15 protein-coding genes and 1 rRNA gene are annotated in these 14,848 nt (G+C 45.4%); 8 read left to right on the forward strand and 8 right to left on the reverse strand.

The genetic code is table 11. The features are described from left to right. Window positions 1-95 (forward strand): 5S ribosomal RNA (gene rrf / locus BW952_RS16520); the annotation flags it as partial. A 78-nt stretch (window positions 96-173) separates the two neighbouring features. Here the strand turns inward: rrf and BW952_RS16525 are convergent. After that, entirely contained in the window at window positions 174-914 is a 741-nt protein-coding gene (locus BW952_RS16525; RefSeq protein WP_045849434.1) for an alpha/beta hydrolase, read from the reverse strand. 434 nt (window positions 915-1,348) lie between these two features. Here BW952_RS16525 and BW952_RS16530 point away from each other — a divergent pair, with 434 nt between their 5' ends. The 3 genes from BW952_RS16530 to BW952_RS16540 all read left to right on the forward strand — a co-directional run bounded on the left by BW952_RS16530 (window position 1,349) and on the right by BW952_RS16540 (window position 3,758). Then, window positions 1,349-2,065: a hypothetical protein gene (locus BW952_RS16530; protein WP_045849433.1), complete on the forward strand. Its 717-nt coding sequence runs from the start codon at window positions 1,349-1,351 to the stop codon at window positions 2,063-2,065. Window positions 2,066-2,145: 80 nt separating this feature from the next. After that, complete coding sequence (locus BW952_RS16535; RefSeq protein WP_045849432.1) at window positions 2,146-3,234, forward strand: type III polyketide synthase; 1,089 nt, start codon at window positions 2,146-2,148, stop codon at window positions 3,232-3,234. Further along, window positions 3,231-3,758, forward strand: coding sequence for an isoprenylcysteine carboxyl methyltransferase family protein (locus BW952_RS16540; protein WP_045849431.1), 528 nt, complete (start codon window positions 3,231-3,233; stop codon window positions 3,756-3,758). Before BW952_RS16535 ends, BW952_RS16540 begins: the two co-directional genes overlap by 4 nt. Window positions 3,759-3,798: 40 nt before the next feature. Here BW952_RS16540 and BW952_RS16545 read toward each other — a convergent pair whose 3' ends face one another. From BW952_RS16545 to BW952_RS16560, 4 genes are all read right to left on the reverse strand, one after another. Beyond that, window positions 3,799-5,685: a DUF2207 domain-containing protein gene (locus BW952_RS16545; RefSeq protein ID WP_045849430.1), complete on the reverse strand. Its 1,887-nt coding sequence runs from the start codon at window positions 5,683-5,685 to the stop codon at window positions 3,799-3,801. Between the two features lie 84 nt (window positions 5,686-5,769). After that, complete coding sequence (locus tag BW952_RS16550; protein ID WP_045849429.1) at window positions 5,770-6,471, reverse strand: exonuclease domain-containing protein; 702 nt, start codon at window positions 6,469-6,471, stop codon at window positions 5,770-5,772. Between the two features lie 6 nt (window positions 6,472-6,477). After that, a complete protein-coding gene (locus BW952_RS16555; protein ID WP_045849428.1) occupies window positions 6,478-7,458 on the reverse strand; it encodes a DUF294 nucleotidyltransferase-like domain-containing protein in 981 nt (326 codons plus the stop codon). A gap of 68 nt (window positions 7,459-7,526) precedes the next feature. After that, complete coding sequence (locus BW952_RS16560; RefSeq protein WP_045849427.1) at window positions 7,527-8,798, reverse strand: ammonium transporter; 1,272 nt, start codon at window positions 8,796-8,798, stop codon at window positions 7,527-7,529. Between the two features lie 337 nt (window positions 8,799-9,135). Here BW952_RS16560 and BW952_RS16565 point away from each other — a divergent pair, with 337 nt between their 5' ends. Then, on the forward strand, window positions 9,136-9,876 hold the full coding sequence (locus BW952_RS16565) for a YwaF family protein (protein WP_045849426.1): 741 nt from the start codon (window positions 9,136-9,138) through the stop codon (window positions 9,874-9,876). 659 nt (window positions 9,877-10,535) lie between these two features. Here BW952_RS16565 and BW952_RS16570 read toward each other — a convergent pair. Together BW952_RS16570 and BW952_RS16575 are read right to left on the reverse strand one after the other, a co-directional pair. Further along, a complete protein-coding gene (locus BW952_RS16570) occupies window positions 10,536-11,411 on the reverse strand; it encodes a DMT family transporter (protein WP_045849425.1) in 876 nt (291 codons plus the stop codon). Next, window positions 11,411-11,794 carry a VOC family protein gene (locus tag BW952_RS16575; RefSeq protein ID WP_045849424.1) on the reverse strand — a complete coding sequence of 128 codons (384 nt, stop codon included), beginning with the start codon at window positions 11,792-11,794 and terminating at the stop codon, window positions 11,411-11,413. Before BW952_RS16575 ends, BW952_RS16570 begins: the two co-directional genes overlap by 1 nt. Window positions 11,795-11,867: 73 nt before the next feature. Here BW952_RS16575 and crcB point away from each other — a divergent pair, with 73 nt between their 5' ends. The 3 genes from crcB to BW952_RS16590 all read left to right on the forward strand — a co-directional run bounded on the left by crcB (window position 11,868) and on the right by BW952_RS16590 (window position 13,473). Continuing rightward, a complete protein-coding gene (gene crcB / locus BW952_RS16580; protein ID WP_045849423.1) occupies window positions 11,868-12,260 on the forward strand; it encodes a fluoride efflux transporter CrcB in 393 nt (130 codons plus the stop codon). Then, on the forward strand, window positions 12,257-12,577 hold the full coding sequence (locus tag BW952_RS16585; RefSeq protein WP_045849422.1) for a fluoride efflux transporter FluC: 321 nt from the start codon (window positions 12,257-12,259) through the stop codon (window positions 12,575-12,577). Before crcB ends, BW952_RS16585 begins: the two co-directional genes overlap by 4 nt. 71 nt (window positions 12,578-12,648) lie before the next feature. Then, complete coding sequence (locus BW952_RS16590; protein WP_045849421.1) at window positions 12,649-13,473, forward strand: aldo/keto reductase; 825 nt, start codon at window positions 12,649-12,651, stop codon at window positions 13,471-13,473. Window positions 13,474-13,606: 133 nt separating this feature from the next. On the opposite strand, the gene BW952_RS16595 is transcribed toward BW952_RS16590, so the two are convergent. Next, the gene (locus BW952_RS16595) at window positions 13,607-14,554 is read right to left on the reverse strand and encodes a LacI family DNA-binding transcriptional regulator (protein WP_045849420.1); all 948 of its coding nucleotides are present in this window, start codon (window positions 14,552-14,554) and stop codon (window positions 13,607-13,609) included. Between the last annotated feature and the right edge of the window lie 294 nt (window positions 14,555-14,848).

Raw genomic sequence — 14,848 nt, forward strand, 5'->3', positions numbered from 1 at the left:
GTCACACCCGTTCCCATCCCGAACACGGCAGTTAAGCTCTTCAGCGCCGATGGTAGTTGGGGGTCTCCCCCTGTGAGAGCAGGACGCCGCCTGGCAATGACAAGACAACTTGAGAAATCAAGTTGTCTTTTTTGTTGTATTAAAAAACGTATCTTTAACAAGTTTCCGGTGCGTTAATGTGAGGGAAGATGCCTCATAATAAAATCTAATGTGTCGTCAATGATCAGCTGCTGGTCATTATCAAGAGTTGCCACGTGGTAACTATCCTTCAACTGGCGTACTTCCTTTGATTGTGAACTAATTTCATTAAAAACGATTTGAGCATTATCTGCTGGAACGACGTGATCCTCAGGAGAAACGAAAATGAGTGCCGGGCAAGTGACTTTGGGTAAGTTTGCTCTTACCTTGTCCATAAGAGTCAATGCTTCTTTTACAGATCGAACAGGCGTCTTTTCATAAGCCAGTTCTGTTACCCCGGGCTTTTTAATATCGGAGCCAATAGCATCTGAAAATCGAGCTTCATTTTGTCCATCTATTTCGCGTACGTGTTCCATTGCGGGGATGTTAATACCAGGGTTAATAACAGAAATGCCGCGGATTTCCGGGTGGTGTTCAGCCATATACAGTGCAAGGGAACCGCCCATTGACAAGCCGATTACAAAAATTGTATCACATCTTTGTTTCAGCCATTCATAGCCTTCTTCAATCGAGGAAATCCAATCCTGATAGTTTGTCTGCTCCAAGTCCTCGTAATGAGTGCCGTGGCCTTTAAGGCGAGGTCCACAAACGGTGTACCCTTCAGATGCATAGGCTTCGCACAATGGACGCATGCTTTGTGTGGTCCCTGTAAAGCCGTGAGATACTAATAGTCCAACTGAATTGCCCTCCACGTAAAAAGGAGCAGCACCTTCCATAACCGGGTATGATTAGACATGTTTACATTCCTCCGTTTTCATTCGTTTTTTCGGAACCTTTTGCCTTGAAAATAAATGAGCTGTTTTGTTTTTATGTCGCATAGCTTAGCTATTTATTATCAAAGCCTTCTTATGAAAAAAGAGCCCACCTAATAAGATCGCTGTGATCTTAATAAAGTGAGCTCGGTTCTCTGCCTCGTATATGAACTTAATTCTAAATATACCACTTATTGAAAGCGTTATCAATAATCATTGAGGGGAAATTGGTCAAGGCAAGAGAGTTCAGACCATTAATGCACTAGGCCATATAAAAGGTTAATAAAGCAACAATAAACAGTTTAGGACAAAGCGGTGCTGCTTTTCCTTCTGTCCCATGCTTTGCTGCGTTTAAAGGCTGGGTGTAGTGGAAAACTCTTTAAGAGAGGAGAGACAGTATGGTTGGGTTAAGTTTAGTGTTTGCAATTGGTTTTGCGGTCATTCATTATTCGGCAAAGTATATGTCCTTTTTAAGTCGGGGACCGAGGAGCCGGTTTTTATCCTTTGCAGGAGGCATTGCTGTTTCTTACGTATTTGTTCATCTACTGCCAGACTTGAACGCGCATCAGGACGTATTAGAAAAAGCAGAAAATGGTGTCCTCCGCTTTGTGGAAAATCATGCGTACTTGATGGCGCTGTTTGGGCTGGCTTTTTTTTATGGGCTTGAAAGCAGAGTGACGAATAGGACGAAGAAAGTACAGTCGCATGCGGGCTCAGGTATCTTTTGGATTCATATTGGTACATTCTTTTTCTACAACATGCTCATTGGCTATCTGCTTATTCAGGAAGAGTTTGAACACGTGAAGGAAATGGTTTTTTATTTTTTGGCGTTATCTGTGCATTTCATCACAGTGGACCAAAGCATGAGAGAAACACACCAGCGCGTGTATGATCAGTACGGGCGGTGGCTGCTGACTTTTGCCGTACTGTTAGGCTGGTTAATTGGTGCTTTTTCACAGCTAGAAGAAGCGGTTATTTCTACGATGTTCGCTTTTTTATCAGGCGCTCTTATATTGAACGTTTTAAAAGAGGAGTTGCCGGAAGAAAGTGACAGCAGTTTCACAGCTTTTGCAACGGGATTAACGGTTTATTCTATCTTGCTTTTAGTTGCATGAACCATGCGTTTGAGATTCCGTGAGAATAAAAAGAGAACGCCAGGGGCATGATAAAGAAAAAGAAAAGTGGGATGAGGTACATGCCAAGGGTTGTTTCTGTAAGTACGTTTCACCCTCCAAATGTTATTGAGCAGGAGCAGACAGCGGACTTTGCGCGAAATGTATTTAAAGGTCATTTTCAAGATATTGAAAGGCTAATAACGGTTTTTCAAAATGGGCAGATTGAAAAGCGTCATTTTACCATGCCGCTGGATTGGTTTGAAAAAGATCACGGCCTGCAGGAGCGAAATGATCTATATATTGAAAAAGCGGTTGATTACGGAGCAGAAGTGATTTCGAGGTGTTTGAAAGACGAAACGTATTTAATAGAGCCGCAGCGAGCTGAAGACATCGAAGCGATTTTTTTTATTTCAAGCTCTGGGATGGCGACACCAAGTATTGAAGCCAGAATCATGAATCGTCTGCCGTTTTCGGACCGGACGAAGCGAATACCGATTTGGGGATTGGGCTGTGCGGGCGGGGCAGCTGGTGTTAGCCGTGCTTATGAATATTGTTTGGCTTTTCCTGAGGCCAGGGTTCTCGTTTTATCCGTTGAGTTATGCAGCTTAACGTTTCAGCGAAAGGACCATTCAAAGAGTAATTTAATTGGTACATCGCTTTTTGCGGATGGGGCTGCTTGTGTATTAATGGCTGGCGACAAAGCATCCGTTAAAACCAACAGACCTGTTCCTTCTGTAGTAAAAACAGAATCAAAGCTGCTTCCGGACTCTGAGGATGTGACGGGGTGGGAAATAAAAGATGAGGGGCTTCATGTTGTCTTCTCTCGCGACATCCCGAGTATCATTCGCAGCTGGCTCGGGCCGTTTGTGAGTGCCTTTTTGCTGGAACAAGGGCTGTCCATTGAACACATCGCTCATTTTGTGGCGCACCCTGGAGGGAAAAAGGTGCTTGATGCGTACGAGGATACACTGCATCTTTCGGAGAAGAAAACAGCTCACTCCCGAGACGTTCTTTCGCAATTTGGCAACATGTCTTCGCCGACAGTTCTGTATGTCCTTGATCGTTTTATGAAGGGGGACGTAAAAAGCGGGGACTACGGCTTAATGGCTGCCCTGGGTCCGGGGTTTTCTGGTGAATTACTGCTGCTTCAGTGGGGGGACACTGTATGAATTATTTATTTTGGGTATTTATCTTATTCGTCGTTGCGCAGCGTATGCTGGAACTGGGAATCGCAAAGCGGAATGAAAAGCGGATGATTGAACGAGGCGGCTATGAAGCGGGTATGCGCCATTACCCGTTCATGATTGCCCTTCACACCAGTTTTTTCATCAGCTGCATCATTGAAGTTGAATTTTTGGATAAAACATTAAGTGTAGACTGGCCGTTATGGCTGGGATTGTTCTTGCTGACCCAACTGGGGAGAGTGTGGACTCTTTATTCGCTTGGTTCGTTTTGGAATACGAAAATTATCGTCCTGCCCGGTGCGAATGTCGTGAGGAAGGGTCCTTACCGCTGGTTCCGCCATCCGAATTACATCATCGTCACACTGGAGTTTGTCGTTATTCCCTTTCTTTTTCAAGCATATTACACAGCGGCTCTGTTCTCTATGCTAAATGCTGTCATGCTCTCCGTCCGAATTGCCGCAGAAGAGCAGGCATTAATGGAGGTAACAGATTTCAAGAAGGGAAATTAAGGTTGTATTGATAGAAGGCGCTGAACGACAAAACAGATCGTTAATCAGCGCCTCCGCCACCACCGTCGCCACCACTATCTCCTCCACCACTGTCACCGAAGTAGCCCCCGCCTCCGTCAGAAGAAGAGCTTCCGGGCGGAGTGCTCCATTTCCATGTTTGGGTCATATATTGAATGGGTTCCTGTTCTGTCAGCAATAAATAGGTGAATGGTGCTGCCGCGGCTAGCGATGAATCAACCGTTCCTTTCGCATCTGCACGTTTAGTACGCAGCAAAATAGAGCGGACCGTCCATTTATCTGAAAGGTTGTCTGTTCTTTTTGCCACCTTTTTGAACGCGTATATGTCTGCTTTGGTCACAGCTGCTTCATTCGAGAGCAAAAAGCGAGGCGTCAAAGTGTAAAGCAAGGCACTGGTCAAAATAAATGAAAGAAGCCAAATAGCAGAATCAGTATCATACAGCATGGCTACAGCCGTTAGTGAAGTCGTGTAGAAAAGAATAGCTGGCCAGCGTTTTTTCGGTTTACGCCAAATAAGAAGCAGCAGCAAAAAGCCAATTACGCCGTACAGCATGCTCGCCGAAGCGCCCAAAGAATCGATCGTATACGCATATAAAATAAATGAATACACCGAAAGCAGCATGGAAATTTTCAAGCAAGATGGAATGCTGTTGCTGAAAAAGCCTTCCTTTTTCATTTCCTTCACCACGCAGTCTGTCCATTCATTCTGCTGGTCCTGGTAATGACGCACTTTGCTGGACAAGTTCACTCCTTTTTTTTCTTTTTTTTCAAGTTTTGTTAAGCCTGCAATGTCATGAAGGGTGAAGGTGTTTCTATTTTTAAAAAGCATCTTTATCAGTTGTTGATCACAAGTCACAGCGTGTTTATGGTTTCCTTTCAATGTGAAGCGGAGTGTTTGATTCGGTGCATCAGGGTCCTTCTGGAATCGTCCTTTGGATGGTACGACCTGTGCATCGGCCATTCCCTTCTCCACCAGTGAGTACAGACCTGCTAAAAGTGCATATTCATCGGGGCTTCCGTTACGGTCGATCATATACAACGTGAGCGGATTCTGATGCAGCACGGAATTGGAATCGCCTGAGCCGCCACGGAAACGAAGCAAGAAGACGACAAGAATGCCCAGTGATAAAGCACCTGACAGAACCTTTAAAATGGTTTCGAGCTTTTGTTTTTGTTCTTCTTTTTGGTAAAAAGATTGAGCGAGCTGATTCTCTTGTTCCACTGCTTCCATCATTGTAACAGGCGCTTTGGTTGTTGGTTGTGATGACGCCATAACGGAGGAGGGGAAAAGCACGCGTACTTCAGTTAATGAATACAGAGGTGATTTTGGCGTCGTAAAGCGGACTACTTCAGCACCTTTTTCTGATACGCTGCCAAGACGGTCATGCATAAAGGCATAATATTGGGATGGTTTTATAGCCTCCGGGAATACGACATCGATTGTCACGTTTTCAAGCGTCTTATCATGGTTTTCATCTGTACCAAAAAAAGGGATCGCTACATCGCTATATGTATCGTAAGTTTGAACGCTATTTAAAAGCTCGTATGTAAAAAAAATAGCCTTTCGTTCATCTTTTGAAGCGAGTTCGGCACTGTAACGGTTTTCTTTTTGAGTGACGGGCAGTGGCTGTAACTCACGCTCTGTTATGAAGCCAGGCTCTGCTGAAGAATCGAGTAGTTCGTAAGCTTCAAACTTTTGTACTCCGTCGTGTCCTTCAGTATGAACAGAGCGAAAAACATGATCATACGTTCCGCTGAAAGTATAATGAAAAACTTCATTGACGAGTACGTTTCCGTTCGTTTGAACCCAGGCACGAATATGAACCTCATCAATCGAATAAGAACGGGCATAGCTGGGTGTCGCAAATGAAAACAAAAAAAGAGTGAATAAAAGCAGTGATTTTTTCAAAGCGGGCACCTCCTTTTTTATCCATACGATTGATAAAAAAGAAAAGATTCAACAGGAAGAAAAATAATGCAAAAGACCCGCCACTTAACGAATCGTGGCGAGTCTTTCGTATACTTGAGACAGGGTCGTGATCCCCATTTTCTGCAATTTTTCTACATACACTGCCCAGAGAGCGGCGGTTAAGCGGGCATCGCCCAGTGCATGATGCCGGCCTGTAACGGCAATCTGGTTATGCTCGCAGCAATCCTCAAGACGTACGTGAGGGTTGTCCGGCTCGGCAATTCTGTACATAAATGATGTGTCAATCAGCCGGTGTGAAAAGGGCGTTCGGAAGTATTTACGGCTTGCGTGTGTCATAAACGCTTTTTCATGGCTGGCATGGTGTGCAACAAGCGGAGAGGCTCCGCTGAATTTAAAAAACTGCTCCAGTACGTCAGCGGGCTCAGGTGCACTCATTAATTCTGACTCATCCAGCCCGGTCAAGTCTTTAACCAGAGGCGGAATTTCATCGGTAAAGCGAACGGGGGAATAGTATTCATCCTCTACGTGTCGGCCGGTTACTTTGACAGCGCCGATGGATAAAATTTGATCGCCTTTATCCGGATGGAAGCCTGTTGTTTCCAAGTCGAATACAATCACCTGTAATTCGTTAAGCGGGATAGAGGTGGTCTGCTTTGTTTTTAAATCCCGCTGAAGGCTGCGCATAAAGGCCATATCATGACGACCGCCTTGAAGACCTGTAAACCGGTTGCCGCTTAAGTTTTTCATAAAATCGTTAAAGCCCATTGTGCATCAACCCTTTGCTGTAAATCGCTGCACGTAATGATGAAGAGACTCGGCTGTTTTTAAAATATGACGCAATTCCTTTTTTCGCACCGGTCCGAGCGAGTCGATGTTGACATAATGGGAACTGTCATAATCCGGTGCGTTTTTCAAGGCGCGGAGCCGAAAGTCCAGCAGCGTTCGAAAAGCTTCTTCATATTCATCAATTCGGCCGCTATGTGCCGCTGTATGCTTTAGTGCCTTCATCCGCATTAGCGTAGAGGAGGGCTCAATGCCTTCTTTGATCGCCAATACCCTTATCGCATTGACGTAAGGGAGGAAAGCAGATTGTTTTAAATTTAACGATCCGGAGTGAGGTCCGTTTTGTTCAGTGAAGATCTGGCCAAACAAGCCAACTGATTTCTTCATAAATTGAATGTTTTCAAAAAAACGCTTGAGTTTGTGCGGATCTTGTTTCAAAACGCTGCTTATTTGTTTCTTCAAAGCGGTAACGGGTAATTTTTCGCCGTGAATGACTCGCGCGTCGCAAATCATATGAAGGGAACGAATGGTGTCTAACGTCTCGGCTTCCATCCAGGACGCTATCTGTTCCTTCCAGGCAGAGGCCGAGCGGCACCAGACGGGATTCGAGCTCATCACCTTTCCTTCACAATACGGATAGCCGGCTTCGTTTAACCCATCAGAGAACGTTTTTCCAAGATTGAGAAAATAGTCAGCGGCTTCCTCTGTATCTTCCTCAAAAACCATTCCATGATCCTGATCACTGATTGTTCCCTGTTCAAAACGCCCTGCACTGCCGAGCAAAAATAAAGTAAACGGGCAGGGGGGAGGACCGAATTCGGCTTCATGCTGTTTGAATGCTGCATCGAATACCTGCTTCATAATATCGTCATGAAAGGCGTTCAGGCGCTGTGTAGAATGGAGATGCTGATCCATCATGTCGTCTTTTTCCTGGCGGATGCCAGCGTAAGTCTGCTCACGCGTCGTCATGGTTTCACATCCTTTTTAAACTAATAATACGCAAAGCGGGTGCGCTTTGCGTATTATTTATGTTCATTTTATTTTTCTGCTGCTGCTTTTGATTTTGTATCAGCGAAAACTTCAGGGTACCCGTAAGTGCCGTGCTCGCTAATATCAAGACCCATAATTTCTTCTTCTTCAGAGACACGAAGTCCGCCAAGAAGCTTTTTAATGATGAACAGGATAGCGAATGATGCAACGAAAGCGAATGCACCTGAAACGAAAACGCCCATTGCCTGTACACCAAGCTGTGCAAAACCGCCGCCGTAGAATAAACCAGGCTGTCCAACCGTCGCCAGTTCCGGTGTTGCGAAGAAGCCAGTTGACAATGTACCCCAGATTCCCGGAATACCGTGAACGGAAAGAGCGAAGATCGGATCGTCGATGCCAAGCTTTTCCATAAGTTTTGCGCCGTAGAATACAAGGACGCCGGCTACTAAGCCGATGACAACAGCTGCCCATGTGTCAACGAATGCACAAGAAGCAGTGATGGCAACAAGCCCTGCAAGTGCTCCATTTAAAATCGTTGGAATATCTGATTTACCGAGAACAACCCATGAGATGATCAAGGCTGCAACAGCGCCAGCACCAGCCGCAAGCTGTGTATTCAATGCCACAAATCCGAAGAATCCAGCGTCGACAGATACTGTACTGCCGGCATTGAAGCCGAACCAGCCTACCCATAGAATGAGGACGCCGAGTGATGTGAACACCTGGTTATGACCGTGAATTGCGTTAGCAGAGCCGTCTTTGTTAAAGCGGCCGATACGCGGCTTCAATAAAATAGTTGCAGCAAGAGCAGCCATTGCACCTGTTAAGTGAACAACTGTTGAGCCGGCGAAATCCTGCTTGCCATGCTCTGCAAGCCAGCCGCCGCCCCAGATCCAGTGAGCAACGACCGGGTACACAAGCGCTGAGAAAAGAATAGTGAATAAAACGTAAACAGATAACTTTGCACGTTCCGCGAAGCCGCCAAGAGCAATGGTGATCGCGATCCCTGCGAATGCCAGCTGGAATACGAAGAAAACAGTGGATGAAAGACCTAATTCTAAATCAGCACCAGAGTAGAAGAAGTCTGTCATTCCGACGAAAAAGTTTGCGTTGCCGCCGAAAATAAAGGCGAATCCGACAGCCCAGAAAACGAGGGAAGCAAGTCCGAATGTGAAAGCAGTTTTTCCGGCAATGTGACCGGCGTTTTTCATGCGTGTTGACCCAGCCTCAAGCATAATGAATCCGGCAATCATGAAAATAACTAAAATAGCAGAAACCATGACCCAGAGGCTGTTCATCAAATACAACATATCTTCCATGTTAAAACCCTCCCGAACGTTATTTTTGATAACTTTTAATGTTATATTTTATAACATGTACTTATCTTATGCGGAAATAAGAAATTCGTCAATAGGTTTTTACTGATATTTTTCATACATGTTAAGAAAAGTGACATATTTAAATCCGAACATTTGAATGTTATTGATTTATGGATGTACGTCTTATAAAGGTTTGAGGGGATTTTGACCTGCGACTTTAGCTTGTTCTTTCTTTTGAAAAAAATGAATAATTTAAAAGGAAGTCTTTTCACTCTATGAGGGCGAAACGATTAAATGACTAGAATATGGTACACTGGAAAAAAGAGGGGGAATGAAGATGAGCTGGTTCGGCGGGAGTTATCAGAATTATGATTTCAGTATGTTTTCTGCCAGTCATATAAGTGTGCTGCTCGTTCTTTCTGCTGCCATTGCCGGTTTGTACACCAATCGGCGCCGAATCGTTGCTTCATTCAACCGGAAAACAGAAGTGGCAGCTGCTTTTTTCTTATTATCAATTGAGGGGCTTTATCATATTTGGATGATGACAACAGACAGCTGGAAGCTTCATCATGCGCTGCCGCTCGAGCTTTGCAGCATCAGCCTGCTGCTTGCTGTGTCACTGCTGCTCACACAAAAGAAAGTGATCTATGAGATTTTATTGTTCACAGGTCTGCTTGGGGCATCCCAGGCATTATTGACGCCGTATTTGAATTATGATTTTCCGCACTTTCGCTTTTTTCATTTCTTTATTGTTCACGCATTTCTTATACTGGTGCCACTTTACTTCACCTGGATAAAGGGGTACCGGCCGACCATTTATTCTGTTTTAAAATCTATGGTTTTTTTGAATGTATTGATTCCAATCGTGATCAGCGTGAACAGATGGACAGGCGGAAATTATTTGTATTTAAGCCATAAGCCAAGCAGTGCAAGCTTGCTTGATTTGCTTGGTCCGTACCCGTGGTACATTGTTTCGCTGGAGGGGCTCGCGCTTTTACTCAGTCTGGGTATCTGGTGGGTTTTCAAGGAAAAAGAAACGGAGCAGCTGTTAGAAAAGCCATTTCGGCGGCGAGCATAAGGGAGCGGATTCTTTAGAATTCGCTCCTTTCATGCTGTTGAAAAAAGGATGTGTCAATGAAAAGCAGGTGACACCTTCTCTTTTTCAACGCCGCTGTGCTTGCGCCAACACGGTCGGGGCGGCTTCTGCAGGACTTCGCGTTCGGAGGGGCGGGCGGTGAGCTAACTTTTGTCGCTACGCTCCAAAAGTGGATCTCACCTTCCCCGCTTGATCCCTCCCGAGTCTTCGTCCTGCGCCATCCGCCCTGGTGGGGAGGAAAAGCAGATTGTAAAACCAAAAATGGAAATCGTTCTGATTGAAAAAAAGAGATGAGGATCCTCTGCTTTTCACCATGTAGGAAAAGCGGGCTTCCTTCTTGATGTCACACGCTTTTCAAGTACAGCTTTCTATTATCCTCGCTGTTTCTTTAGAACCACTACGGGCGGAGGGCTGCCGGTGAAGACTCCCGTTGGACGAGCGGACAGGCTGAAACAGCCGCGCTTTTTGGGCTGGTTCAGCGTTCGCCCAACAGGAAAGCGGAACCGGCAGACCGGAGCCCCTGAATATGCTTTTTTAGAAAGTTAGACTGATTTTTTCTTTAAAAATATGAATCATCGCCAGAAAACATCTGAATTCTATTAACATGTTTGTTTTTCAACACTGTGAAGGAAGCGGATTCTTTAGAATTCGCTCCTTTGGGGTCTTTGCTTCATTAAGAATAAAAAAACGCCGAATAAGATGAGGAGGTCGCCGACGATCTGCCAGCCGGACAGCTGTTCGCCAAGAAGCCATACGGCAAGAAGGGTGGCTCCGACAGGCTCACCCAAGATACTCATGGAGATGGTAGTCGCGTTTACGTAATTCATTAGCCAGTTATTGATTAAATGGGCAATCGTCGGAACGATGGCAAGCAGCAGAAAGATGCCCCATTCACGGCTGCTATAGCCGGTCATGACCGTATTCGTCACGACATTGTAAACAAACAAAAAAAGGGCAGCAAAGAAAAAAACACAAAAGCTGTACAGCCAGTGAGAAACTTTTCGGACCGCCTGCTGGCCGATAAGCAAATAGCCGACCACCGCAATCACGCTTAGAAAAGAAAGCAAGTCTCCTAAAATGGCCTGGTCGCTCAAGGCAAAGTCACCCCAGCCAATCATGACAGCACCGATAATCGCAATTCCCATTGTGAGGAGAGCAGACGGCGTCGTCCGCTCCTTGTAAAGAATGAAACCGCCGGCAAGTGACACGAGCGGCTGCAGCGCAAGAATAATAGTAGAACTGGCGACCGTTGTCAGCTTCAAAGAGCCGAACCAAAGAATGAAATGAAGGGCTAGAAACAAGCCAGAGAAAAGCAGGAAAAACCAGTCTCTTTTTGTTATATTGTTAAACTCTGACCGCTTCAGCCAAACGGCAGGCAGCAACAACAAGCTGGCAAGCATCAGGCGGTACATGCTTAAGATAGAAGCCGGTGCGTCCGACCATTTAACGAAAATAGCTGAAAATGAAATCGCCACAATGGCGATGAAAAGCGGAAGCCCGATCGAACGTTTTTCCATTACTGTTCAAACAGCTCGATCCATTCGCCATCCGGACCGTAGAAAAAAACATATTTTGCTCCATTTGGGAGTGTCGTGACTGCTTCGTCTACAAACGTGACATGATGCTCCTTAACACGCTTTATTTCTTCTTCAATATGATCGACTGTAAAAGCGATATGGTGCACTTTGCCTTCAGCAGGGAGATCGGGGTTGTATCCTTCAATTAATTCGATCAACGTTTCGTTCGTCTTTTTGAAGCCGAGAAAAGCAATGCGCAAATTGGGATCAGGATGTCCCTGTTTCTCTAGCAGCTCCAGTCCAAGAACCTTCGTGTAAAAATCAATCGTCGTATCCAAATTTTTCACTTGAATGCCGACGTGCTCAAGCTTTGAAATCGCCATATGTACTCCTCCTTTTACCCCCATTATCTCGCTCTCTTGACAAATTCGCCAGTAAAAATAATGATAAAAGAAAATGTCAGAATCGAAAGAAGGATTTTTATTGATCTATTTATTGGTCGGGCTGGGCGGAATGATTGGAGCAGGACTCCGGTACAGCCTTTCACTGGCAACGGCCTGCGGATGGCCGGGCTCATTTCCTCTGGCGACATTGATTGCGAACTGGGCAGGCTGCTTTTTGCTTCCTTTTTTGACCTTCCGATTGGCAAATCGTTTTTCTGCAGCTGCTCAGAAAGGAATAACGACAGGCGTGATCGGCTCGTTTACGACGTTTTCTACTTTTAGCGTGGAAACAGTTGCTTTGTGGGAGACGGGTCAGATAGGCGCTGCTTTTTTTTACGTGTTTCTTAGTCTCGCAGGGGGCCTGCTTTTTATTCAGCTCGGTGCCAGGAAGGGGATGGTGTCATGACGATGGTCGCGATCGGTGGTTTTTTCGGGGCCGTTTCCCGCTTTTGGGTCAGCAATCAGCTGAATAAACAGTCCTTTCCATTCGGGACGCTGCTAGTGAACATACTCGGTGCCTTTTTTCTCGGGCTGCTCGTTGGCAGTGATCCTGGGGAAAGTGAACAGTTATTATTCGGAACTGGATTCCTCGGCGCCTTTACGACGTTTTCGACGTGGATGTTTGAGGTAAAGAACATGGACGTGAAAAAAGCGGCAGCTTATCTTTTTGTGACGTGCTTATTCGGCTTTTTCGGTGCATGGATGGCGCTGCAAGTCGTTTAAGAAGAAAAAAGGAAAAGAGCTGTGCTATACTTTCAACGTAAAATAGACGGAACACGAAGGGAAGCGGGAGAATGCAGTTTGTTACATTAAACAACGGATTAAAAATGCCTCAGCTTGGCTACGGTGTATGGCAGGTCGAGGATGAAGAAGCGAAGCCAGCTGTGTTAAAGGCGATTGAAACAGGCTACCGCTCGATCGATACAGCAATGATTTATGGCAACGAAAAAGGAGTGGGAGACGCCATTAAAGAAAGCGGCGTTCCGCGTGAAGAGCTTTTCATTACAACAAAGGTATGGAATTCTGACCAGGGCTATGAGCAGACGCTGAAAGCATTTGATGACAGCATGGAGCGCCTTGGCCTTGATTATTTGGATTTATATTTAATTCACTGGCCAATGCCGTCAGAAGACACATATGTGGACACATACAAAGCGCTTGAAAAGCTGTATGCAGACGGCCGTGTAAAAGCGATCGGCGTGTGCAACTTTGATATCGACCACCTGCAGCGCTTGTTGGATGAATGTGACGTGAAGCCGGTACTGAACCAGGTGGAATGCCATCCTCATCTCTTACAAAAGGAATTAAAAGCATTCTGCCAGGAAAACGATATTTATGTAGAAGCATGGAGCCCGCTTATGCAGGGGGGTATTGTGCTTGAGAATGACATCGTTAAAGCCATTGCACAAAAGCACGGCAAAACATCGGCACAGGTGATTTTGCGCTGGCATCTGCAAAACGGCTCCATTGTCATTCCGAAGTCCGTTACACCGTCACGCATTGAAGAAAACTTCAACGTGTTTGATTTTGAATTAACAGCAGAGGACATGGAGCAGATTACATCACTTGATAAAGGTGAGCGTACAGGCCCGGTTCCAGCTGAATTTAACCGTAAATAAACAAGAACAGGCCGAACGATTCCCAGTCGTTCGGCTTTTTTGATTTTATGGCGCAATCATCACAAATACGGCGTAATTCGACCTGAATTGCGCCATAAAAGACATAATTGCGCCTTAATCCGTGAGACGATGATTACACGCTGTTTCGGTGAATAAGCCGAAAAGGCAATTCATGATGGGTAACATCTTTTAATAAAACCTGCTGGAAAGCGATTGTGCCGAGCTCATGCAAAGGAAGCTCGACTGTCGTGATGTCGAGTGCACCGGAGAGGGGGTGATTGTCGAATCCAATAATGGCGACATCTTCTGGAATAGCAAAGCAGAGCCGGCGGCATTCCAGAAGAAATCCTGCTGCCACAAAGTCGTTCGTGATCACCATGGCATTTGGCCGGTCCGTCATCGCTGCCCATTCTCCTGCAATCCTTGTTCCGTCCTCAATGGTAAGAGCTCGATCAAACACCCACTCAGGATGAAAACGACTGAGCTGTTCCTCGTATGCCTTCTTTCGGGCAAGGCTGCTTTTTCCTTCTGCTCGTAAAACAGTATATCCAATACGCGATATTCCCCGCTGTGTAAAAAACGACAGGGCAGTTTGAAAGGCTTTAAATTGATCGACAAAAACAGACGACAGGCGAGAATGCGCGAGTGCTTCACACAAGACGATCCGCCCATACTCACTATAGTCTTCAATCAGTTCAATCGGACATTCACGTGATGTAATAATTAAGCCGTCTACCTGCTTCAGCTTTAGCATATTGAGTGCGTCAATTTCCTGAAGAATATCGTAGTTTGTTTGAACAATTAACAACTTATAGCCCTGGCGCTCCGCTTCCGCTGCAATGCCGCCTAAAATGAAACCGAAATATGGGTGGCTGACGAAAGGAAGAATGACACCGATTGTATCCGTTTTGCCTTTAGCGAGATGAACAGCATTAATATTTTTTTCATAATGAAGCTGTTCGGCGGCCTTTAAAACAGCAGCTCGTTTATCGTCGCTGACATACGGGTGACCGTTCAATGCACGCGATACGGTTGCGGCAGATACACCAGCGATCCGTGCGATATCGTGAATATTTCCCATGGCTATCCCTCTCTCACAATAATGCTTGCTCTGAAACGCGTTTCATACTTTACATTGTAAAAAATGATGGGAGGGGTGGCAACGATGGAAGGGATTTTATCGATTCTTTTTTTATGCTTCATGGAACTCACTGTAGCAAGCATGGCATTAAAGGAGCTGGACAAAAGAGATGGAAGGCCATAATCCGTTTTGTGCGTTCTTAGATAGGGAATAAGAAGGAAAATCCAATACCGGCTGAAAAAAAGCCGGTTTTTTGTTGCTAAAAAAATAAACCTGCTATATAATTAGTAATTA

Source organism: Domibacillus enclensis (assembly GCF_900156125.1).
GTDB lineage: Bacteria > Bacillota > Bacilli > Bacillales > Domibacillaceae > Domibacillus > Domibacillus enclensis.